We start from the raw sequence: 23,505 nt of genomic DNA on the forward strand, positions 1-23,505 counted from the left end.
GGGGTTTAGGGGGATTTAGGGGGATCAGATCACTTGTGTGTACACCGTAGCCCCTACACCCGACCCCCTACCCCCTACACCCTATTCATGACGCAAATGCCTAATACTGAGACTGACTAATACACACGAATGATTTTCGGAGAATTTTTTGGGTGGATGAAACGCGGATAGATACCAATGATTTGGGATAATTGTCTGCGTCCATCTGCATTGAAAAATGGCTTTTGCCAATAGATGCCGATGGACACCAATGATTTGGGATAATTATCTGCATTCATCAGTAATGTAGCTGACAATCCAAAATCCACAATTCACCGAGGGTCATGGGTTCTGAAAACTTTTCACAAGATACACTAGCAGAACATCTGCTGGATCTAGCGATCAAGTCGGGAGCAGAAGCTGCGGAGGTCTATCAGTCGCGATCGCTTTCTCGTCCCGTATTTTTTGAGGCTAACCGTCTCAAACAGCTAGAAACTAGCCAATCTGAAGGCACAGCCCTACGACTGTGGCGCAATGGGCGACCGGGACTAACGGTGGCTTATGGTTCTGTGGAAGCGCAAATAATGGTGGAACGAGCTTTGGCTTTAAGTCAGCTCAATCAACCAGAAGCAGTGGAGTTAGTCAAGAATTCTCAGCCATCTTATCCAGACATCGGGTCAGCTGTCCCATTAGAATTATTGGTCAATTGGGGTAAAGAAGCGATCGCTCTGATTCGTGATGTCTATCCCGATGTGCTTTGCAGTAGCGACTGGGAATGTGATGTGGAAACTACTAGACTTTCCAATAGTCAAGGTTTAGATTGTTACTACACCGACACAACTCTCAGTTGCTACATGGCTGCCGAATGGGTACGGGGTGATGATTTTTTAAGTGTTGCTGATGGACAAACTCAACGGGATATTCTCCACCCTGAAAAATTAGCCCATCAAATTTTACAAAGGTTGGATTGGTCTCAAGAAAACGTCCCACCCCCAACCGGTCGCGTTCCGGTTTTGTTTACCTCTAAAGCTGCTGATATGCTTTGGGGTACAGCACAAGCAGCGTTAAATGGCAAGCGGATTCTGGAAGTAGCGTCTCCTTGGGTAGAACGCCTGGGTAAGCAAGTGATGTCACCTAGTCTCACCCTCTACCAAGACCCACAAGCTGGCCCCTATAGTTGTCCTTTTGATGATGAAGGTACTCCCACAACTAGTTTAGTTTTTATCCAAGACGGAATTTTACAGAATTTTTATTGCGATCGCACCACAGGAAAACAACTAGGTATTAACACCACAGGTAATGGTTTTCGCCCTAGTTTCGGCAGTTATCCTAGCCCTGGCTTATTTAATTTCTTAATCCAACCCGGTTCCGCATCACTACAAGAATTAATACATCAAATGGATGACGGCTTAATTGTGGATCAAATGCTGGGTGGAGGTAACGGTATTTCTGGAGACTTTTCCATCAATATTGATTTGGGTTATCGTGTCAAAAACGGTCAGATAATTGGGCGTGTTAAAGATACAATGCTCGCAGGTAACGTCTACACAGTTCTCAAACAATTAGTAGCATTAGGCAGTGATGCTGATTGGAATGGGTCTTGTTATACCCCATCACTGTTAGTAGAAGGATTGTCTACAACTGGTAGAATTTCTTGACCGATTTATCAACAACCGATGGAGAGATGGGGAATACTGCAAAGTTGGTTAAAATTTAAAATAGGCTCGTCAGCATAATTACCTGAGTATGTGCTAGCGGGTAGCAATGAGTGCTGAGTAAAACCAAGTAGGGGCGGGGTTATTAAAATTATTATTAGTCATTGAGCATATCTAGGGCTTACGCATTGACAATAAATACCAAATATGTGTAACACTAAAAAGCACATATTGCGTAGGGGTTTAGCATTGCTAAACCCCTACAACACGGGTATATTTACTATCAACATAATCATTTTTCAAAGCCGGAAATTGGCTATTTTGGTAACTGCATACCATGATGAATTTGTACAGTGCGTAAGTCCTAATATCTGTAAACCCGCCCCTACATCAAGGCTTTGGGCAATCAACAATGTCCTAACGTGTATGCGTAGTGCTATAACATAAACCAGCACATAACAAAATAGCCCTCTCTTACTTGGCGTACCACAGCCCTTGCGGGTATCGCTTTGCGCGGGAGACTGGGCGGTTCGTTATTCAATATTTATTCCAAATTAATTTTAATGATTATGGTGCTTTCTGGTCTGTCTCAGCGCTTTCGCCTGTGGTTGCAACCCAGAAAAGGTTTAGCGATCGCCGAAGCTTGTATTATTGGTTTTGTTGCTGCCCTATCTGCGGTATTCCTGAAAGTCGGTTCGGGATGGTTAGGGACATGGCGAGTCCAAACTAGCCAAATTATACCAGCCTGGTTAATCTTACCTGCCATTGGTCTCAGCTTTGGGTTTATGGCTGGCTGGTTAGTGAATAGATTTGCACCAGAAGCTTCAGGTAGCGGTATCCCTCAAGTTAAAGCCACCCTGGCGAATGTGCCAATTACATTATCCTGGCGAGTCGCAATTGTCAAGTTAATCAGTGCCATTATTACCCTCGGTTCAGGGATGGCTTTGGGGCGACAAGGCCCCACCGTTCATGTTGGGGCGGGTTTAGCAGCAGGAATGAGTCGTTGGGTTCCCACTTCCCCAGATCATCGCCGACAGATGATTGCGGCGGGTGCGGGTGCGGGTTTAGCCGCAGCTTTCAATGCCCCAATTACAGGTGTACTATTTATCATTGAGGAGTTACTCCAGGATTTATCAGGGTTAACTTTAGGCACTGCCATTATCGCTTCGTTTATTGGTGGTGTAGTATCCCGACTGTTGGGTGGCGGCAGTCTGGAACTAAACCTGGAATTGATCCAATACTCTAGTAACTTCACCTTGCCAGAAATTCCCTTTTTTGTGTTGTTGGGAATTTTAGCAGGATTTCTGGGGGCATTATTTAATCGTGGTGTGATCGCCAGTATCAAATTTTATCAAACTTTCCACCTCAGCCTGCCGCTAAAAATGGCTTTAGCTGGATGCGTTTCGGGTTTAGTTGTGGCAATGCTTCCAGAATCTTTCCGTGATTATGCGGGCTTGCGGGAGTACATGATCATCAGTGAAGCTAACATAACTTTTGCTGCGATCGCCTTTTTATCTCAATTTATTCTCACCATGATCGCCTTTGGTTCCGGTGCGCCTGGGGGGTTATTTGCGCCTAGTCTGATTTTGGGTTCTTGTTTAGGACACCTAATTGGTGTATCCGCTTCTTATTTCTTAGCAGTGGATTCTCCCACGACTTACGCTTTAGCAGGTATGGGCGGTTTTTTTAGTGCCGTTTCTAAAGTACCAATCACAGCCATTGTGATTGTGTTTGAAATGACTACAGATTTCAATTTGGTATTACCTTTGATGATTGTATCTGTATCCGCATACTTGGTTTCTGACAAGGTAATGCCGGGATCTTTATATGACAAACTATTACAGCTAAAAGGCATCACAATTACCAAAGCTATTTCCTCTGAAGGGATATTAACAAAGTTAACAGCCAATGATGTTATGCAGCATCGAGTTGAAACTCTGGATGCAGATATGACATTAGAAGAAGCAATGCAAGTATTTTCCCGTTCCCATCATCGTGGCTTTCCAGTGGTGGAGAACAGTAAGCTGATCGGGATTATCACACAATCGGATTTTGTCACTAAACGGGATAGTGATTCATACATCCTCAGTAATAGCCAGTCACCAAAGGATGTCTCCTTAAGAGAGATTATGATCCAGTCCCCCATAACTGTCAAACCCAAGCATAACCTCAGTAATGTGCTGTATTTGCTAGATCGCTATCAAATTAGTCGCTTACCAGTGGTGGAAGGACGAAAATTAGTGGGGATTATTACCCGTGCAGACATCATCCGCGCCCAAGCAGAACATTTGAATTATGGCAACGTTACCCCAGAGTCACAGCCAGAACCATCTTATGTAGTTTATCAAACGCGATCGCCTAATATTGGCAGAGGTCGATTATTAGTACCAGTAGCGAATCCCGAAACCGCCGCCATTCTTTTGCAAATGGCCGCCGCTATGGCGCGCGATCGCCACTACGAAATCGAGTGTGTGCAAATAATCTTAGTCTCTCGTCACAGTTCGCCATCGGAAACACCAGTTAGAACCGCCAAAAGTCGCCGCTTACTCCGACAAGCCGAAGTTTTGGCTAAAAAGTGGAAAATTCCCTTACACACCCAAATTAGAGTCGCCCACGACCCAGCCCAGGCAATCTTAGAAACCATTCAGGAACGCCACATAAACCTGATTTTAATGGGGTGGAAAGGTGAGACTTCTACCCCTGGGCGAATTTTTGGCAATGTTGTCGATACAATCATTCGCCAAGCCACCTGCGACGTAATGCTAGTTAAACTGGGGCAAAAAGCCCAAAAAATATTTTCTACTAAATTTCCTCAGTCCCTGGAAGAGATGCAACGCCAATCGCTACAACGGGGGGAATTCCCCCAACCTGCGGGTTCATCAATCGCGTCTCTACCCACTCCCCAATTCAACCGTTGGCTAGTCACAATGGCTGGCGGCCCTAATGTTAGGGTAGCGATTAAATTATTACCTGCTTTAGTAACATTGGGGGATAATCCATACATTCGGCTAACGCAGGTGTTTAAACCATCTCAATTAAAGCCAGACATGACAGTTTTAGAACAAGCCATCCGCATATTAATGCGTCGTCGCCAATTATCCAGTAATGTAGTTGCTATTCCAGTCCAAGCTGATTCGGTGGCTGAAGGAGTGATTAACTTAGTGAAAACCGAAGGTTATGATGTTGTGGTTTTAGGGGCTTCTCGTGAAGGATTATTACAGCAAGCAGTTCAAGGTAATATTCCGGAAGCGATCGCCTCTGGTGTGGACTGTACAGTAATTTTAGTCAGAGGCGCAATTAGTAGTTAAGTTGACCCCAACCTACAATTTTTTGCAACATTTTAAGCTTGTCAATGTAGGGTGGTTTAGGACGATAGTCCGTCACCCACCATTATCCTGTCCCTATTTCATTCGTCCAAAACTTTAATCTAACACCCGCCAAATCATAATAGTATTATCTTCACTACCACTGACAAGGGTTTTACCATCCGGGCTGATAGCGACTGAAGTTACAGTATCGGCGTGTCCCACAAGTGTACGCATTTCTTTAGCTGTGGCTAAATCCCACAGTTTAATCGTGCGATCGCGACCACCACTCACAAGAGTCGTATTATTGGGACTAAACGCAATCGATGTCACCGTTTCGGCATTTTCTGCTAGTGTGTGAGTTTTTTGTTTTGTGGCTAAATTCCACAGTTTAATAGTGCGATCGCGGCTAGCACTAGCCAGAGTCAGACCATCTGGACTAAAAGCCACATCTGTCACCGTTTCCGCATCTGAAACCAGTGTGTCAATAAAAACAGCTTGATTTAAATCCCAAATTTTAATAGTTTTATCAAAACTACCACTGGCCAGAGTCACACCATCCGGGCTAATAGCTAGCGATCGCACCCAAGATGTATGCCCTTTGAGTGTCCGTCTTAACCTTCCCGATGCTAAATTCCACAATTTAATAGTGTGATCATCACTACCACTAGCCAAAGTTGTCCCATCTGGGCTGATCGCGATCGCCTGAATTGAATCGGAATGTCCCCTCAGCGTGCGAACTAACTCACCAGTGAACAAATCCCAAATTTTAATAGTTTTATCATCACTACCACTAACTAAAGTGCGCCCATCTGGGCTAATAGCTACCACATTGACCCTTTGGAAATGACTTTTAAAGCTAGCAATTTCCTTTCCTGTAGTCAGGTTCCAGACTTTAATTAGGCGTTGCTTACCGCCGTAAGCATCACCACTGGTCACAAAAAGTTGGCTATCGGGACTAATCGCCACAGATAAAACCAAATGTTCATGACCTTGCAGAACTTTAGCTAAGGAAATATTCTTTAAAAGCAAATTAGGCGATTGATCAGCAACTAACTTACCTGAACTACTTTTATTTTGACTCAACCGAGACAATAAAACGGTTTGGATACGATGATATTGCTGATACCAAGAATCTTGAATGCCAAATAACAGAATTAAAGCACTAACCAAGACTAGATTTTTCAGTAAGGTATATTTGACTGGTGAAGATGAAATCTGAGTTGCTGGTATTTTTTTAGCAGATTTACCTGCTGGCGGTAGTGCTAGTGATTGTTTTGGAGTCAAATCTTGAATGACTTCATCCGCCGATTGGTAACGCTGCGCGATGTCTTTGCTCAAAAGTTTATCGAGAACATAATCCAATTCATTACTCAATGGACTTCGCAAATATTGTCGCCAATTCGTCACCCACCCATAGCCATATTCCATCCACAACTGAAATGGCGAAACCCCAGTTAGCAAATGAAAACAGGTAGCCCCCAAACCAAACAAATCACTAGCTGGGTAAGCCTTACCATCTCTAATTTGTTCCAATGGCGAATAACCATGAGAACCAATAGATGTGCCAATTTTTTTCTGTACTCGCGCCGTGAATTGCTTCGAGGAACCAAAATCTATCAGGCTTAAGCGTCCATCACCATGTCGTCGGATAATATTTTCTGGTTTGATGTCGCGATGAATCACACCACGGTCATGGATAAACTTGATTACAGGCAATAAATGCAGCAGAATTGCTTGAATTTCGCCAGGTCTGTACAGTTTTCGCCGTTGCAACTCCTGTAATAAGTTCTGCCCATTCACAAACTGTTGTACCAAATACAGACAATTGTCTTGCTCAAAATAAGCTAACAAAGTTGGTATTTGTGGATGTTCTCCCAGTTCTTGTAGACGCTTCGCTTCTTGGGCAAATAACTCCACAGCTTTCTTTTGCGACCAAGTTCCTTGAAACTTAGGCGCTAATTGCTTGACTACACAGCGTTCATTGAGTTTATCTGTATCTTCGGATAAATAGGTTCTGCCAAATCCCCCCTCATCGGAAAGCACCCGAAGAACGCGGAAGCGATTTCGCAAAAGTGGCACTAAGGGAGTGCTACAAGCTTGGCATAACTTCTTTTTGTCAGGATTTAGGGGATTTGGGCAATCAGGATTTAAGCAGCAGATCATTATCTGACAGGCGCGACTGCACAACAAATTATCTTCAGTTAGCCCCGAAATTTCCCTTAACTAAGATTGGCTCTTGGGTAATGATGGTAGAAAACACTGCTGTAGGGATTGGGGAGTTAATTGTATAGTAAATTTTGGTAAATGCTCACCCGTCTTTTTTTGCACCGCAAATTACAAGAGCCACGTAATTCATAATTCTATCAATTATACTAAATTCTTTGGACATTTTCAACGATAAAAATGTGTTTGGATCAGGATATTTTTGCTCTTCTCCCTTGCATCCTGACAACTGAGTAAATATATATCAAAATATATTCGCATTAAATAGGCATAATTAAGCGTAAAATACGATAATTAGCTGATAATTATTCTCTTTTGTTCTCCACAATCTGCCTTGCTGACTGCTAAAGCTTTATGAAAATTGGACTACGGCAATATTGGAACTTACTTGTAGATTATCTCCAACCACAAAAGGGCAGGGTTGTTAAGTTTGCGATCGCACTCTTAGCCAGCATCGGACTACAATTAGTCAACCCCCAAATTCTGCGCTATTTCATTGACACAGCTATAGCTGGTGGTTCAGCGAGAAACTTACTCATATCCGCCTTACTATTTATTGGTGTAGCTTTAGTCACGCAACTAATCACTATTGCTGCTACCTACTACGGTGAAAACGTTGCTTGGAGAGCCACCAACGCCTTACGCGCTGACTTAGTTGAGCATTGTTTGCAACTAGACTTATCTTTTCATAAATTCTCCACACCCGGTGAACTACTAGAGAGAGTAGACGGTGATGTTCACACTCTTTCGCAATTCTTTTCCAAATTTACCGTTTACATCTTAGGCAATTTGCTGTTGATGTCAGGTGTAATTGTAGTGCTATTTGCCGAAGATTGGCGGGCTGGGATTGCGATCGCCTTTTTTAGCCTGACAGCATTAGGAACTTTAATACGTCTGCGTTCCATAGCCGTTCCCTATTGGAGAACTTATCGTCAAATTAGTGCTGACTTCTTTGGTTTCGTCGGGGAACAACTGGCCGGAATGGAAGACGTGCGCGCCAATGGTGCTAAAAGCTATGTCATGCAACGCTTCCACAAAATTTTGCAAGGCTGGCTACCCATCTATCATCAAGCTCGTTTTGCCAGTACAATACTTTGGGCGACAACAAACGGTATCTTTACATTAGGAACTGCGATCGCTTTAAGCGTCGGTGCTTACCTTTGGAGTCAAAAAATTGTTACTATCGGTACAGTATATTTACTGTATTATTATACCAACTTACTCAGCGAACCCATTGAACAAATTCGCAACCAATTTGAAGAACTCCAACAAGCAGAAGCCAGTATTTACCGCATTCAAGACTTACTGCAAGAAAAATCCCAACTCAGTGCAGGAGGAGAACAAAGACTTCCTCAAGGCGCACTTTCAGTAAATTTTGCTCACCTTTACTTTAGCTACAACGACCGGAAATCGGAAGCTGAAGATTTGGTACTGCAAGATATATCCTTTAATTTACCTGCTGGACAACTATTAGGTTTACTAGGGCGCACAGGTAGCGGCAAATCCTCCCTAGCACGGTTATTGCTGAGATTGTATGACCCAAAATCAGGCTCAATTCACTTGGGAGGCGTACCAATTAACCAGACATACTTAACCGATTTACCTCAGAAAATCGGCTTAGTCACCCAGGATGTACAACTGTTTCAAACAACAGTGCGGAATAACCTCACCTTTTTTAACCAGGAAATTAGCGACGAACGCATCTATGAAACCTTAGAAATCTTAGGATTATCACAATGGTTGCATTCATTACCCCAAGGCTTAGATACAAACTTGGGGCCAGATAGTAGCGGCTTATCTGCGGGACAAGCGCAGTTACTCGCATTTACGCGCGTATTTCTCAAAGACCCTGGTTTAGTCATATTAGATGAAGCCTCCTCACGCCTCGATCCCATGACCGAGAAACTGATTGAAAAAGCCGTTGATAAATTACTAACTGGACGTACAGGCATAATTATTGCCCATCGTTTAGCCACTGTACAAAAAGCCAATCAAATACTAATTTTAGATCAAGGTCGAATTAGTGAATATGGTCAACGAGAAGAATTACTTAAAAATCCCGAATCACGTTTTGCCCAATTATTACAAACTGGCTTAACCGACTTATTAACCTAACACCGCAGGGCGGAGTCAAAACAATTCAAAATTCAAAATTCAAAAATTTAATCTGTACAACTGTAAAAAATCATGCTCCCTCTCCTTACTAAGGAGAGGGCTGGGGTGAGGTTCTTCTCTTTACTAACTATCATGACAGCAACAAAAAAGCCTAAACATTGGGAACTAATATGGCAACTGATTCGCTATCAACCCAAACTATATACCCTTGATAGCATCTACTGGATATTAATCATGGGTTTGCCAGCCCTACCCGGCTTAATCATCCGCGAATTTTTCAATCGTTTAACAAACGAGACACAATTAGGACTATCACCTCTAGCCTTAATTGCATTATTATTAGCCCTGAACTTAGGACACATCGTAGTTATATTTGCCGGGAGAGTTACCAAAAGCCAACACCGTTTTCTGATGCGGTCATTACTGCGACATAATTTATTAGATCGCCTGTTTCAAAATCCCACAGCACAACCAATGGTTGTGAATCAAAATTCAGAAACAACCGTATCTCAAGGTGAAATAATTAGCTATTTTCGTGATGATGCCGAACAAGTTGAAAACAACGTTGCTTGGATATCCGAAGTCTCAGGAGAGGGAATATTTGCTATTTTCTGTTTGGTAATTTTATTGAGTATCAATGTGCAGATGACACTGTTTGTATTTCTGCCCTTAGTAGGAATGGTAGCAATTCTGCAACGAGCCGAAACACGCATTAAACAGTATAGAAAAGCCAGCCGCAAAGCCACCGAAAAAGTTACAGGAATTTTAGGTGAAATATTTGCTTCAGTGCAAGCGATTAAAGTATCTGGCGCAGAAAAAAATGTATTGGATTATTTTCGCACCTTAAATGACCAACGCCGTCAGACAATGATTAAGGATAGTTTGTTTAACGCTATTCTCAATTCTTCCTTTCAAAATATGGTGAATCTGGGGACAGGAATAATTTTGCTTATGGCTTCTCAATTAATGCAGAGTGGTGTAAATCAATTAACAGTAGGTGACTTTGCTTTATTTGTGTATAACCTGTCATTTGTAACCAGCTTTTTTACTTCTGTTGGTGGTTTCATGGCCTTGTCTAAGCACACAGAAGTGTCTTTTGATCGGATGGCTAGTTTACTCTCTGGTGCATCAGCAGATACATTGGTAGCCCCAAATCAACTTTATCTGAATGATTTGAATAATCACCAGAAAGAATTACCAGTAATAGAACAACCTTTGAGGAATGAAATCAATAATCTCCAATCTTTGAGAATATCTCATCTAACTTATATTTATCCTGGTACTAACCAAGGAGTTACAGATATTAGCTTTGAAATTCAGCGCGGTACTCTAACTGTAATTACGGGTCAGATTGGTTCTGGTAAAAGTACATTACTACGGCTATTATTAGGATTGTTACCGAAACAACGTGGGGAAATTTATTGGAATGGGAATATAGTTGAAAACCCTGCAACTTTCTTTGTTCCCCCTCGCAGTGCTTATACTCCCCAAATTCCGCAATTATTTAGCTATACCCTGCGCGAAAATATTTTGTTGGGCTTGTCTAAAGATAATCAAGATATCGCCACAGCTTTAGACATGGCTGTATTTGAACAAGATTTAGCAACTATGAATGAAAGCCTAGAAACATTAGTTGGTTCCAAAGGTGTGCGGCTGTCTGGTGGACAAATGCAACGAGTAGCAGCAGCGCGGATGTTTATCCGTCAACCGGAATTATTAGTATTTGATGACCTTTCCAGCGCTTTGGATGTGGAGACAGAATTGGCGTTATGGTCGAGGATATTTGTTAATACAGAACAAGAAAAAAATCCTTGGACACCAACCTGTCTTGTAGTTTCTCATCGCCCGTCTGTGTTACGTCGCGCTGACCAGATTATTCTCATGAAAGCAGGTAGAGTCGAAGCGCAAGGTAAATTTGATCATATTTTCCAACAGGAAGGTTTCTAGTAAGGACTTTAGTCCTTTCCATACTGGGGTCATTTCTTCGGGTAATTGGTTTCCAGTACAAGAAATCATTTACCTTATATCTGGTGTGGGAGGGATACGGACTAAAAGATGAGAACGAAGTGTCCTAGGTAGTTTAGGAGGTAAAACATATCCGTCTTGACTTTCTTGATAAAGCTGGCTGAATTCCAACAAATCAGTTATGCAATCCTCTGTCAAATCCACAAAGTGATATGTATATTTTTGCGGACAAACAAAGCTGACAGCACAAGAATATTTTTTAACGCAAGTCCATAAACATCCCACATCCTGAATATTGAGAGTGCTGTAAATTGAATTATTTTTTTGCACTTCCAGCAGCTTCAGCAATAGTTGATTTCCTTCCGCGCGTTCGTCTGCTTCTTCGTGAGAGAGAACGGTACTGCAAGATTTACAAACAAATAAGGTATGAGTTGTCATAGTTACTTGAGACCCACTAAATCAACAAAACACTCAGGACTAATTTAACAGATATAAACTATGTTTTCGTGAATCTTATGATTCATTAATGAGATACTTAAATAAATCATCAATAATTGCGTTTGCAGCTAACATACCACTACCAATCCAGTATCTTGGGACTAAATAAACTTTATTTTCTTGCACAGCTTTTAAGTTTTGCCACAGTTGATTCGATTTGAGTTGCTCTAAATTTTTTTGCGCTGTTTGATTGCCTTTTTTGGTGCTATTATCTTCATTAATCCAGATAAATATAACATCACCATCTGCTTTTTCGATTAACTCATTACCGATAGATACTTGAATGGAATTACCAAATAATTTTTCTGCCTCTGATGCAGTAAATTTTTGTGATTCAGGACGAGACAATCCCGCATCTTGTAAAACTGTTCCGCAAAAAGAATCAAGAAGATAAAGGTTGATTTTATCTGGATAGACGCGCACTACAGAAACTTTGATTTTTGATAAATTATTACCCATTTGCTGCTTAAAATCTTCAAGGCGACGGTAATAATTTTTCATTACTTCTTGAGCAGTTTGTTGCTTATTTAATGCTACACTAATATTATTAAATACCTCTTTCCATTTACCACTATGGGGAAATTCAAACAAAACTGTTGGTGCTATTTGTGAGAATAGAGAATACAATGGTTGCTGATAGTCAAACCCTAAAATAAAGTCTGGTTTTATGCCAAGAATGCTTTCTAAATTAGGCTCACCAATTTTGCCGATATTCTTGACTCCTATTAGCTGATCTTGGAAGTATGATGAGAATTCGGAAATAACAGCACCAACGGGTTGAATACCTAATGCGATCGCATTTTCTAAAGAAGCAGAATCTAAAGTCACCAGTCGCTCAAACTTGTCAGGAACACAGGTGATACCCACAGCGTGTTTAACATCACGACAAGCTGTGTTTGTTATCTGTTCATTCACAGGTAGAGAACCACCATGATGACAAGCTACAGTCAGCAATAAAGAACAAAACATTGCTATCGCCAATCCCCACCAGCTAGTTAAGCGTTTGAATTTGGTATAAATGTCATTCATGATGGTTATTTCTACCCCAAACCTGAGTTGTTTAAAATGTCACAGAAAAACTACCAATAACCGTTAATGGTGCGCCAGGTTCTATGGCAACTCTACCAAAATTTGCTCCTTGGAAATACCTTTGATTAAACAGATTTTGGATATTAATTCCAGCCCGCCAATTATCACGTTGATAGTAGATTGCTGCATCTGTTCTGAGATAACTGGGGATGATATAGGTATTGCTGGAGTCACCTTGGCGATCGCCTACATAAAATAAACCTAGACCAAAACCTAAACCTTGCAAATCACCTTGTTGCAATTCGTAAGTTGTCCACAAACTGGCTGTATTAAATGGGACATTGGGTGGACGATTCCCCGCCAAACCATCATTATCTTTAGTAATCTCGGCATCAATATAGGAATAAGATGCGATCACATTCCAACCAGGACTAATTTCTCCAGCCACATTGAGTTCAATACCTTGGTTGCGTTGTTCACCTATAGGAAGAAGAAAGTCTGGATTAGCAAGATCAGTTGTAGCAATGTTTGATTTTGTAATACTATAAGCTGCCAAAGTAGCCGCTAATCTACCATCCAAAAATTCACCTTTTACTCCTACTTCGTATTGAGTTCCCTGTTCAGCTTCTAGAAATGAACCATCTACTCTTGTACCAAAATTTGGTTGAAATGATTGGCTATAACTAGCATAAAGAGAAATAGGTTCAATAGGTTGATAAACAATACCCAATCTGGGAGTGAAAGCGGAATCGTAGCGACCAGATTCAGAACCATCCCGTAAATTTTTACTGTTTTGATCGACAATATCAAAACGTCCACCCACAAGCAATTTGAAATTATCTGCAAACGCTATTTGGTCTTGCAAGAAAATTCCTAAACCATCGTTGCTATCCTGGTTATTACGCACAACGTTTGTTAATTCGTCTAAACCAGGTCTGGGTATGGCGTTGTAAACTGGATTGAATACATCAATATCTGGTGTAATTCCTCCTGGTAATCGCTTCTGAGTTCCTCCTGACGTAGCTCTAGCTAAGTCAACACCAAACAAAAGAGTATGATTAATTGAACCTGTCGCAAACTTACCAACTACATCAGTTTGTAAAGTATAATTTTCGCTATAGTCATCATTGGATCTAAAGTTCCGTGTAAGAATGCCTGTTGTTTCATCTAATCTCACAGGTTCAGCACGATAATCAAAAGCATCTGAACTTTGATATCGAAAGGCATTGCGGATTTTCCAATTATCGTTAAAGTTATGCTCTAAACGATAGCTCAAGCCTATTTCTTCAACTTTTCTGAAATCATCTGGTTCACCAAAAAAACGCTCTAGAGGAGTGTCAATAATACCCTCACCAAAGGCTAAAAATCCCCGATCAAATGGACGCTCATCGTTGAGATAGTCGAATTGAAACGTTAAGTTAGTTGCTTTGCCAATTTCCCATTTTAAAGTGGGTGAAATAAAGAATCTTTGAACATCTTGATTAAAATCACGGAAACCATCGGAAGTTTCGTAAACAGAGTTAAGCCTATATAGCAGAGTTTTATCAGAATTTAGTGGCCCTGAGATGTCAATACTAGGGCGAAATGTCGAAAAACGACCCACTGAGAATTCAGCATTATAGTAGGGATCTCTCAGAGGCTGCTTTGTAATTAAATTAATTACTCCTCCAGGCTCAACGCCACCATATAAAACTGAAGCCGGTCCCTTAAGAACTTCTATCCGTTCGACGTTGGCGGTTTCTCTAATACCACCTCGTCCATCTTTGAAACCATCAACTAAAATACCGCCACCAAAAGTACCTCCGCCAAAAAATCCCCTAATACCAATTTGGTCCGCTGTACCAGCAAATCCACCATCTTGAAGCACACCCCCAACATTCAGCAGCGCATCTCTTAAACGAGTCACCCTTTGATCTCTAATCACTTGTTCAGGAATTACTTGAATAGTCTGAGGAATATCTCGGATCAGAGTATCAGTTCTCGTTCCAGTCGAAGCATTGGGTACGCGGTATCTATCTTGCTCACCTGTGACTAATAATTCAATCGGTTCTTGAGTTTCACTGCTTGCTTGTTCTTCTGCTGGTGGTGTTTGAGTAGTAGACACGGTGGAAATAACACCAAAAATTAAACCTTCGTCACTATCAAATAACTCAACTTGTGGCGCACTAGCTTCACCTGTCACCGTCAGCCGAATGGTGTTTGCATCCAAGTTAGTAACTGTAACTTCAGTGATTCCCGCCGTGGGGTTTTCTTGACTGACAACATCACCATTAGGTAAGCTTAATTGAGCATTAGGAATGTCAATAATATAACTATTCCCTTCACTCTGATTAGTAAGTTGCAGTTGATCTGATTGATTAGTTACTAAAATTACCTCTAAGCCTGTGTCTGTTGCTTGTAAGTTGACACCTGTTACCTGAATCATAGACTGAGCCAGCAACTGCCCAATACTTGTCGCAGATTGTTCTATGTTATTTAGTTGAGAAGTTTTATCTATTGGTTTTTGGTTTTCTTCAGCCAAAACGGGTACACTCACCCACACCAAAGCCAAACCCGTCATCCAAGCTAGTTTTTGCACTTGATTTAACATCACTCTACACACCACTTAAGTAAGGGACTGGGTAGCAGGGGCGAGTTTAGTAATATCCTCATTAATATTGAATGATATCTGTGAACCCGCCCCCATTAGGACTGAGAAAATAAATCTCAGTACCAACCTATACCCATGTCTTTAATTAATAATTCCTATCAAAAAGATTACAGGAAAGTTCTGAGGTATGGGTGAAGACATGATCACTAGACGGAGTTTTTGCGATCGCTAGCCGGAGTTTTTGCGGATCGCTAGACGGAGTTTTTTGATTTTTGTCGTTTGTCATTGAGATAAATTCCCGGATTTACGCCAAATTTGCGCCGGAAGGAGGCGGCAAAATAACCTCGATTGGCAAATCCTACAGCTTTTGCGGCTTCAGTTACCGTTAATCTACCGGCTGCTAACATTTGGCGCGATCGCTCCATGCGACAATCATGCAGGTAGCCAAACACCGTTGTCTCAAACACCTGCTTAAATCCCACCTTCAGCTTATTGTCATTAATTCCCACCATCCGCGCCAACTCCATCAACGAAGGTGGCTGATCCAACCGCGTCAATAAAATTTCACTGGCGTAATGAATGCGCTCAATGTCCTCTGCATTTAAACTTTTGCTGGTTGTCTCCACAGTCTGAGTTTCCAGGAATTGGTCAACCTGAAGCGCCATCAATTCCCAAACTTTGCTTTCCAGATACACCCGCTTTGTGTTTCCCTGATACGGACAGCCTAACAGTTGTTGTAGTGCCATTTGCATTGCAGAGGTGGTCTTACCGTAACGTTCATAATATTTTTGATCTAATTTACGGATTAATGGTTGCAAGTTTGCCGGTAGTTCCCCCTTATGGCCAAACCACTGGCAAAATAACTCAGGTTCTACATGAACACTCACCCAGGCGGTTGGTTGAATTGATGAATGTTCTAAACTTTCCCCTGGTGCTAAACCGCTACCAAAAAAGCCATAGCTTCCAGCCTTCATCCCTAAAAGGTTGAAAGTATACTCAATCTGATGTTCTCGATCAGAGGATTTTGTAATTATCTCATCATGCAACTGATAATTGCCAATATCTAAATTTAATCCTGCTCGTAAATCAATACATCGAGTGTAACCGTTACCCAGTTTCACGGGATACGGATGAGTTACATCAAATCCATCAGAGGCATCAGGTGTGGGTTGATTCTCCTCACTTTCATAGACGAGTTCCTGGTAAGCGGATAGGGAGAGGATAAGAGTCATAGGGTAATTAGGTGCTGGCAATTTGAGACAGTCTGTACTTAATTGCCAGAAATTTATAATTTTAATAAGAATTACTTGCAACTATTAAACCATAAATATCACCCAAATACTACGGTGGTATAGCAATGAACGAGATCAGCCAGCATCTTGGAAAATTGTTCCACAAAAGGAATCAAGTAAATAAAGATTAATACGATCTGCGTAAACTCGCACTACAGAGTGGTCATGCGATCGCCTTTCTTTCTAGAAGAGAATCATCTAAAAATATACACATAAATCCCTTAGAAAAAAATATTATCATAATTAACAAGAATATTTTCTATTTAAAGTCAGTAAATCTTGACCTAATTGTATCTTTTATGATGTAACTATTGTCATAAAATTCTTTAAATATGCTCGTGAGTTCCTGAATTAACCAATCATGGCCAAGCTTTGCAGAACACAGCTATAAATCCTTGATGCAGATATATCAGGTTTTAGTTACACACGTTACCACATTCTTTTTGAGAAATATTCTCTAAATTCTGCTAATCTAGTTATAAATATTACCTTCAATAACGTGCAACTAGAGATGGCTAGTATCTTATCAATCCAAAATATCGATGAAATGTTTGAAGAAACACCTATCAACGGTAATTTGGATCATTCATCCGGAAATGACATAGTTTTGAACTATTCAGAGTCTGTGGGGAAAGGATACTGGCAGCGAACTTTCTTACCAGATGGTATTTCTATAGATATTGAAAATAATCAATTCCTCAAGGATATTATCTTGGAGGAATCAGACGACGAGGGATGGCCGGAAATAGGTTTTCGTTTATCGGGAAACCGTAAATTGTATACAGGTGAAGTGATGCAAGGTGGTCAAAACTTCTTGTGCTTGTCGGATGTCAGTCGCGGAGGGATAACAGAGTGGGCGGGTAATCAAAGACACCTGAAAGTTGATATTAACCTCACGCCGGAAATGTGGGCAATGTTGATTCAGCAACACTCACAATACTTATGTCCACACCAGCAACTTCCTCTTCATGGGGCTAAAAATGCACCTTACTACGAATTACGAACCACTACACCTGTAATGCAGTCGGTGTTATATCAAATTCTTAATTGTCCCTACCGAGACTTTATCAGAGAGGTTTATCTACAAAGTAAAGCACTAGAACTTGTGGCATTGTGGCTGGCGCAGGAACTAGACTATCGACAGATTAACCAATCTACGGTCAAACTTTCCCCAGATGATATAGAACGTATTTACTATGCCAGAGATATTCTCGTTACTAACTTACATCATCCGCCTACATTGCTAGAACTCTCACGTCGAGTGGCGGTGAATCAACGAAAACTCAAGCAGGGTTTTCGGCAAATATTTGGAACTACAGTTTTTGGCTACCTGCATGATCATCGCATGGAACAAGCTAAACAAATGTTAGCAGAACAAAAATTTTCTGTTTCCCAAGTTGCCCATGCTGTGGGATATTCTCACCTAAGTCACTTTGCATCTGCCTTCAGAAAAAAATTTGGGGTAAATCCCAGTGCTTACGGACGCTAAAATGTCCGTTTATGGATAAATAAAGTCCGTCTATGGATAGACACAGTACCCACAGAACCATCAAAATACTTGCAGGATAGTTGAAAAGTATTCCTAACTAGCAGGTTAAAACCCTAGTTTTAATGTGCTTTTCAGGGTGATGTAACTGTGGTTTGAGGGTGATTACTGTGAATCAACAAATTTTTTGTAGTCTTTGCGTAACAGGGATTGTATCCGCATTGATTGTGCAGTCTGCGTCTGCTGAGGTAGTACAGACAAAATCAAGCGTTTCGCAAGATATGACGCGAGCAAGACTAGGTGAACGTCTTGACTTTTCACGGGATCTGGAAAACCCCTCTCCAAACCTCTCCCCTGCAAGGAGAGAGGCTTTAAATTTTCCCCCTTCCCTGGTAGGGAAGGGGGTTAGGGGGTTAGGTTTCACGTTAGCTTTTCCACATAACGCGAAAAGTCAGGGTAAACGTCTTGCAACTAAAGCTGAATTACTTTCTCAAGTACCTAATTCTCCGACACTGGTACAAGTTACCGGAGTGGAAGCTACTCCCACAGATCAAGGTGTGGAGGTAATTTTACAAACAACTCAAGGACAACAGTTACAAATCACCAATCGCAGTGCCGATAATAACTTTATCGCTGATATTCCTAATGCTCAATTGCTTTTACCCAGTGACGATGGGTTCATATTCCGTTCCGAAAACCCAAGTGAGGGAATTACTGAAATAACAGTAACAAACTTGGATGTAAATACTATCCGCGTGACTGTGGTGGGTGAGGCGGGATTACCCACTGTGGTGTTATTTGATAGTGACGAAGGTCTGATTTTTGGCTTCACACCAGTTGTATCTTCTGCCCAGACTCCGCAATTACCAGAAGAAGCACCAGAAGGTGAAACTCAAACAGAACAACCATCAACTTCAGACCAGCCGATTGAATTGGTGGTAACGGGTCAGCAAGATAGATACAGAGTACCCAATGCCACAAGTGCGACGCGAACGGATACACTTCTGCGTGATATTCCTCAATCCATTCAAGTAGTTCCCCGACAGGTGTTAGAAGACCAACAGGTAATCCGAGCCTCTGAAGCATTGCGTAATGTCAGTGGCGTACAACGAGGAAATACAATTGGTGGCACATCTGAAGTATTTAGCATTCGCGGATTTCAACAATTTGGAGGCACTCTCCGCGATGGCTTTAACTTTAGAAATAATTTCTCTATTGCAGAAACGGCGAATTTGGAACGAATCGAAGTACTTAAAGGACCAGCTTCTGTACTCTACGGAAATTTAGATCCTGGTGGTGTGATTAACTACGTTACCAAACAACCGCTTTCAGATCCTTTTTATGCTGTGGGATTGCAGGTTGGAAGTTTTGGTTTAGTGCGACCAACCCTTGATTTATCAGGCCCCTTAAATCCAGAACGGACACTGCTCTATCGATTGAATACAGCTTATGAGAGAGGCGGAAACTTTCGGAACTTTGACACGGAAGTTGAGAGATTTTTTATCTCGCCTGTCGTGACTTGGAAGATTAGCGATCGCACTGACTTAAGACTTGAATTAGAATACTCAAACGATAAACGTCCATATGATCGGGGATTAGTTGCTCTTGGCACAGGTATTGCTGATATTCCCTTTGATAGAATTTTGGGTGAACCCGATGATGTGAGTGAAAGAACAAATTTTTCAGCAGGATATCGATTAGAGCATCGTTTCAATGATGACTGGAAACTCCGGAATCAGTTTCGATACTCTTTCTCTGACGATACCAATAATCGGATCAACCCGCTCAGACTGAATGAAACTACTGGGGAACTAGGTAGAGAATTTGCTGGAGGTGAAGGGACATTAAGAAATTATGAATTGCAAACCGATTTAGTGGGCAATTTTGCTACGGGATCAATCCAGCACACCCTGCTATTTGGCGTTGATGTATCTTGGCTAACGGACAGGGGAGGATCTCGTTTTGAACCCGCTCCTAGCATTAATATCTTTAATCCTGTTTATGGAATCGCCCGACCTAGCAGAGATGAATTTTCAGATGTATTCGTATTTGATTCTCAAACAGATACTCTTGGCTTTTTTCTGCAAGATCAAATTACCCTAGCTGAAAACTTAAAACTATTGTTAGGTGGACGCTTTGACAATATCGATCAAAGCTCTCCTTCTGATGAACGGCAAGATCAAGCCTTTAGTCCGCGAGTGGGTATCGTCTATCAACCGATTGAGCCAATTTCTCTATATACCAGTTTCAGTAGATCATTTCAACCTAACTTTGGAAATCGTGTAGATGGTTCGCTGCTTGAACCAGTGCGCGGTACGCAGTATGAAGTAGGTGTTAGAGGCGAGTTTCTTAACGGTAGATTAACTACAAACTTGGCTGCTTATGAAATCACTAAGAGTAATCTTGCAGTTACTGATCCAGATAATCCCAATTTCTCCATTCCATCAGGAGAGCAAAGAAGCCGGGGTGTTGAGTTAGATGTCACAGGACAAATTCTTCCGGGATGGAATCTGATTGCCTCCTACGCTTACACTGATGCCAGAGTTACCAAAGATGACAATCTACAGCCAGGTAATTTACTTGAAGGTGTGCCGTTTAATTCAGCCAGTTTGTGGTCAACTTATGAGATTCAAACAGGTGATTTCCAAGGCTTAGGATTTGGCTTAGGTTTATTTTATGTGGGTGAACGCCAAGGTGATTTGAATAACTCTTTTCAAGTCCCTAGTTATGTGCGTACTGATGCCAGTATATTTTATCGACGAAATAACTGGCGGGCTGGCATTAACGTTAATAACCTTTTCAATGTAGATTATATCGAAGCTACCCAGCGCCGAAATCGCATCGATCCTGGTGCGCCGTTTACGGTCAGAGGAACGGTGTCAGTGGAGTTTTAGATTGAACTAAATCAAGATTTCAAAATGTACAAAACCTGGTGTCCAATGACAGTGCTATGTACTGATTGAGTGAGATAGAATAACCCTACCCAAACCTCCTCCCGGCAAGTATTGTAGGGGTTTAGCAATGCTAAATCCCTACGAAAAATATGGTTTTTGACAACAAATATTTAATGTTGATTGTCAATGCGTAACTTCTAATAAAGTTATATCAGTTAAATAAATGAAGTATTGGTTCAGACATCTTAAACTATTGCTAATCTCAATATGTTCACTAATTTTAGTAGTCGCCTGCAATAGTAGTACACCTCAACTAAATACCAATCAAACACCTACAAGCAGACCTTCAGATTGTCGGGTAATTAATCATGACGGGGGAGAAACAGAAATTTGCGAAGAACTCCAAAAAATTGTGGCATTTGGTCCACCCATATTAGATATTTTGTTATCTTTAGGAGTGCAGGCCGCAGGTTATTCAGAAGTGGATTTACTCAACAAAAAAGTATTTGATAATCCTAGTGAGCAGATTCCTTATCTAGGGGATTTAGTGACAAATCAACCTGTAAATTTAGGCGATCGCAATAATCCCTCGCTAGAAACATTTGTGCAACTTCAACCTGATTTAATTATAGGTGAAGCGTATCATGTCAAGGAAAAATACAAATTATTCTCCAGTATTGCACCAACGGTATTTTTTGTAAATGAAAGAGACCTGGATTGGAAAACCACGATTAAGGCAATTGCACCAGCCCTAAACCGAGAGGAACAGGCACAACAAGTAATTGCATCCCATAATCAACTTATAGAAACGGCTAAAAAACAATTAGCACCAGTGATATCAGGACAAACTATTATTGTTCTAGGATGGCAACGAATTACCAATCAATCATTTATTTTTCCGGACACTTTTATTACCAGGTTGTTAAAAGATTTAGGCTTTGAAACTATTTTAGGAGAAGCAAACAGACCTAGCACATCAATTGAAGCTATCGCAAACCTGAAAACCGATCACATTTTAGTCATGCCGTCTGGAGATAACACCATTGATAATGCGAAACAGGACTGGGAAAAAAATCCTATTCTGAGTTTAATTCCCGCAGTCCAAGCCGGAAATATTCATTTTGTGGACTATCAATTCAGTCGCATTCGAGGACCAATTGCAGCGGAGATGTTTATCAATCAAATTCTTCAACTATTGCAAAATTAAAATATACCTACCGTTTTCTGTATTAGAAGTAATCATGAATATCTCAACCCAAAAAACTCACAACAATTGTCGTTTTTGTTCTGAGATTTCCCAAGCTAACGGTGAAGACCCCATTGGTTCAGCGAACAATGCCGAACAATACTTGATTATTGAAGCTGCACAACCTTGGCCAGATAACATTTGGATAAACCCTAACTCCATACCACAGAGTGTATTAGACCCGTTACAATTTATTTGGGGAAATGGTGGGTCAATTCGACCACTGGCGATCGCCACAGACCCAGAATACTCCAAACCTGGTTACACTCGTGTATTCTACTATCGCCGCCCAGCCAAATTTTTTGCTCAATTTGAGAAACATGAATTTATCGTACCTGATGCTTTAGTGGGTTCTCTGGCATTAGCCTTACTTAAAAATCCCGAAGAACTACCAAACTTTGAGCAATATTGCCAAAAAACAAACCACATTCGAGAAATACTCGTTTGCAACCACGGGAATGTAGATGCGGCTTGTAGCAGATTTGGTTATCCAATTTATCAAAAATTGCGTTCTGAATACGCTGCTGCAAATAATAATAACTTACGTTTTTGGCGATGTAGTCATTTTGGCGGACACGAATTTGCACCTACCTTAGTTGATTTACCTCAAGGACAATATTGGGGTCATTTAAAACCAGAAATTTTAGATTTATTAGTCCGACGGAATGGTTCAGTCAAAGAACTATATCCCTACTATAGAGGTTGGGGTGGTTTATCCTTTTTTGAACAAATTGCCGAACGAGAAATTTGGATGCAAGAAGGTTGGAATTGGCTGGAATATCACAAAGCCGGTCAAGTTTTAGCCAGTGATGAAATTAATCAAGAATGGGCAGATGTTCGCATTGATTTCAGCACAGCCGATGGAAATATCAGCAGTGCATATCAAGCCAGGGTGGAGGTGAACGGTTCAGTTATGACAGCTTGGAAATCAGGAGCAAATCCTACTTTAGAAGAAGTAAAGCAGTATCGTGTCCGTAATTTAGTGAAATTGGCATGATGAAAAATGGATTACAGCCCTGGAACCCTTAGAATATTGCTAACGCAACGCCAAGGGCGATCGCGGCTATACAAACTAAACCTCGTCTAGGTTGAGACCCGTAGTTTTTAGTCAAGATGGTGAGATTGCTTCCTTACGTCGCAATGACAAAAACTCCACTTTTCATGATGGACAAGGTTTAAGTCCGCACTTCGATAAGCTCAGTGACCACCAGCGCGGACTAACAGA

The 23,505-nt window shown here is 41.2% G+C and carries 14 protein-coding genes; 8 read left to right on the forward strand and 6 right to left on the reverse strand.

All coding sequences use genetic code 11. The annotated features are described in order from the left end of the window. Positions 1-116 precede the first annotated feature (116 nt). Complete coding sequence (locus tag ACM0OW_RS13715) at positions 117-308, reverse strand: hypothetical protein (RefSeq protein ID WP_414550662.1); 192 nt, start codon at positions 306-308, stop codon at positions 117-119. Between the two features lie 15 nt (positions 309-323). Between ACM0OW_RS13715 and ACM0OW_RS13720 the strand changes: the two genes are divergently transcribed. Both ACM0OW_RS13720 and ACM0OW_RS13725 read left to right on the forward strand, forming a co-directional pair. Continuing rightward, positions 324-1,637 carry a TldD/PmbA family protein gene (locus ACM0OW_RS13720; RefSeq protein ID WP_414550663.1) on the forward strand — a complete coding sequence of 438 codons (1,314 nt, stop codon included), beginning with the start codon at positions 324-326 and terminating at the stop codon, positions 1,635-1,637. A gap of 566 nt (positions 1,638-2,203) precedes the next feature. Next, positions 2,204-4,942, forward strand: coding sequence for a chloride channel protein (locus tag ACM0OW_RS13725; RefSeq protein WP_414550664.1), 2,739 nt, complete (start codon positions 2,204-2,206; stop codon positions 4,940-4,942). A gap of 114 nt (positions 4,943-5,056) precedes the next feature. Here the strand turns inward: ACM0OW_RS13725 and ACM0OW_RS13730 are convergent, their stop codons facing one another. Next, positions 5,057-7,105: a protein kinase domain-containing protein gene (locus ACM0OW_RS13730; protein ID WP_414550665.1), complete on the reverse strand. Its 2,049-nt coding sequence runs from the start codon at positions 7,103-7,105 to the stop codon at positions 5,057-5,059. Positions 7,106-7,519: 414 nt separating this feature from the next. Here ACM0OW_RS13730 and ACM0OW_RS13735 point away from each other — a divergent pair, with 414 nt between their 5' ends. Together ACM0OW_RS13735 and ACM0OW_RS13740 are read left to right on the forward strand one after the other, a co-directional pair. Further along, positions 7,520-9,280, forward strand: coding sequence for an ABC transporter ATP-binding protein (locus ACM0OW_RS13735; protein WP_414550666.1), 1,761 nt, complete (start codon positions 7,520-7,522; stop codon positions 9,278-9,280). Between the two features lie 132 nt (positions 9,281-9,412). Beyond that, entirely contained in the window at positions 9,413-11,227 is a 1,815-nt protein-coding gene (locus tag ACM0OW_RS13740) for an ATP-binding cassette domain-containing protein (protein ID WP_414550667.1), read from the forward strand. A gap of 69 nt (positions 11,228-11,296) precedes the next feature. Here the strand turns inward: ACM0OW_RS13740 and ACM0OW_RS13745 are convergent, their stop codons facing one another. The 4 genes from ACM0OW_RS13745 to ACM0OW_RS13760 form a co-directional block, all read right to left on the reverse strand. Then, positions 11,297-11,683: a DUF1636 domain-containing protein gene (locus tag ACM0OW_RS13745; RefSeq protein ID WP_414550668.1), complete on the reverse strand. Its 387-nt coding sequence runs from the start codon at positions 11,681-11,683 to the stop codon at positions 11,297-11,299. Positions 11,684-11,758: 75 nt separating this feature from the next. After that, on the reverse strand, positions 11,759-12,772 hold the full coding sequence (locus tag ACM0OW_RS13750; RefSeq protein WP_414550669.1) for an iron-siderophore ABC transporter substrate-binding protein: 1,014 nt from the start codon (positions 12,770-12,772) through the stop codon (positions 11,759-11,761). A gap of 31 nt (positions 12,773-12,803) precedes the next feature. Then, the gene (locus tag ACM0OW_RS13755) at positions 12,804-15,362 is read right to left on the reverse strand and encodes a TonB-dependent siderophore receptor (protein WP_414550670.1); all 2,559 of its coding nucleotides are present in this window, start codon (positions 15,360-15,362) and stop codon (positions 12,804-12,806) included. Between the two features lie 251 nt (positions 15,363-15,613). After that, a complete protein-coding gene (locus ACM0OW_RS13760; RefSeq protein ID WP_414550671.1) occupies positions 15,614-16,594 on the reverse strand; it encodes a helix-turn-helix transcriptional regulator in 981 nt (326 codons plus the stop codon). Between the two features lie 571 nt (positions 16,595-17,165). Here ACM0OW_RS13760 and ACM0OW_RS13765 point away from each other — a divergent pair. The 4 genes from ACM0OW_RS13765 to ACM0OW_RS13780 all read left to right on the forward strand — a co-directional run bounded on the left by ACM0OW_RS13765 (position 17,166) and on the right by ACM0OW_RS13780 (position 23,277). Beyond that, positions 17,166-18,143, forward strand: coding sequence for a helix-turn-helix transcriptional regulator (locus ACM0OW_RS13765; RefSeq protein WP_414550672.1), 978 nt, complete (start codon positions 17,166-17,168; stop codon positions 18,141-18,143). A 167-nt stretch (positions 18,144-18,310) separates the two neighbouring features. After that, positions 18,311-21,034: a TonB-dependent siderophore receptor gene (locus tag ACM0OW_RS13770; protein ID WP_414550673.1), complete on the forward strand. Its 2,724-nt coding sequence runs from the start codon at positions 18,311-18,313 to the stop codon at positions 21,032-21,034. Between the two features lie 223 nt (positions 21,035-21,257). Next, a complete protein-coding gene (locus ACM0OW_RS13775) occupies positions 21,258-22,241 on the forward strand; it encodes an ABC transporter substrate-binding protein (RefSeq protein ID WP_414550674.1) in 984 nt (327 codons plus the stop codon). A 34-nt stretch (positions 22,242-22,275) separates the two neighbouring features. Further along, entirely contained in the window at positions 22,276-23,277 is a 1,002-nt protein-coding gene (locus tag ACM0OW_RS13780) for a sucrase ferredoxin (protein WP_414550675.1), read from the forward strand. The last annotated feature ends 228 nt before the right edge of the window (positions 23,278-23,505 follow it).

Origin of the sequence: Anabaena sp. CCY 0017, from assembly GCF_963920885.1 — a bacterium.
Taxonomy (GTDB): domain Bacteria; phylum Cyanobacteriota; class Cyanobacteriia; order Cyanobacteriales; family Nostocaceae; genus Nodularia.

Excerpts from the sequence above, each read along its gene's own strand:
- ACM0OW_RS13720 (WP_414550663.1), top strand. The coding sequence starts at position 324 with ATGGGTTCTGAAAACTTTTCACAAGATACACTAGCAGAACATCTGCTG.
- ACM0OW_RS13725 (WP_414550664.1), top strand. The coding sequence starts at position 2,204 with ATGGTGCTTTCTGGTCTGTCTCAGCGCTTTCGCCTGTGGTTGCAACCC.
- ACM0OW_RS13730 (WP_414550665.1), bottom strand. The coding sequence starts at position 7,105 with ATGATCTGCTGCTTAAATCCTGATTGCCCAAATCCCCTAAATCCTGAC.
- ACM0OW_RS13735 (WP_414550666.1), top strand. The coding sequence starts at position 7,520 with ATGAAAATTGGACTACGGCAATATTGGAACTTACTTGTAGATTATCTC.
- ACM0OW_RS13740 (WP_414550667.1), top strand. The coding sequence starts at position 9,413 with ATGACAGCAACAAAAAAGCCTAAACATTGGGAACTAATATGGCAACTG.
- ACM0OW_RS13745 (WP_414550668.1), bottom strand. The coding sequence starts at position 11,683 with ATGACAACTCATACCTTATTTGTTTGTAAATCTTGCAGTACCGTTCTC.
- ACM0OW_RS13750 (WP_414550669.1), bottom strand. The coding sequence starts at position 12,772 with ATGAATGACATTTATACCAAATTCAAACGCTTAACTAGCTGGTGGGGA.
- ACM0OW_RS13755 (WP_414550670.1), bottom strand. The coding sequence starts at position 15,362 with ATGTTAAATCAAGTGCAAAAACTAGCTTGGATGACGGGTTTGGCTTTG.
- ACM0OW_RS13760 (WP_414550671.1), bottom strand. The coding sequence starts at position 16,594 with ATGACTCTTATCCTCTCCCTATCCGCTTACCAGGAACTCGTCTATGAA.
- ACM0OW_RS13765 (WP_414550672.1), top strand. The coding sequence starts at position 17,166 with ATGGCTAGTATCTTATCAATCCAAAATATCGATGAAATGTTTGAAGAA.
- ACM0OW_RS13775 (WP_414550674.1), top strand. The coding sequence starts at position 21,258 with ATGAAGTATTGGTTCAGACATCTTAAACTATTGCTAATCTCAATATGT.
- ACM0OW_RS13780 (WP_414550675.1), top strand. The coding sequence starts at position 22,276 with ATGAATATCTCAACCCAAAAAACTCACAACAATTGTCGTTTTTGTTCT.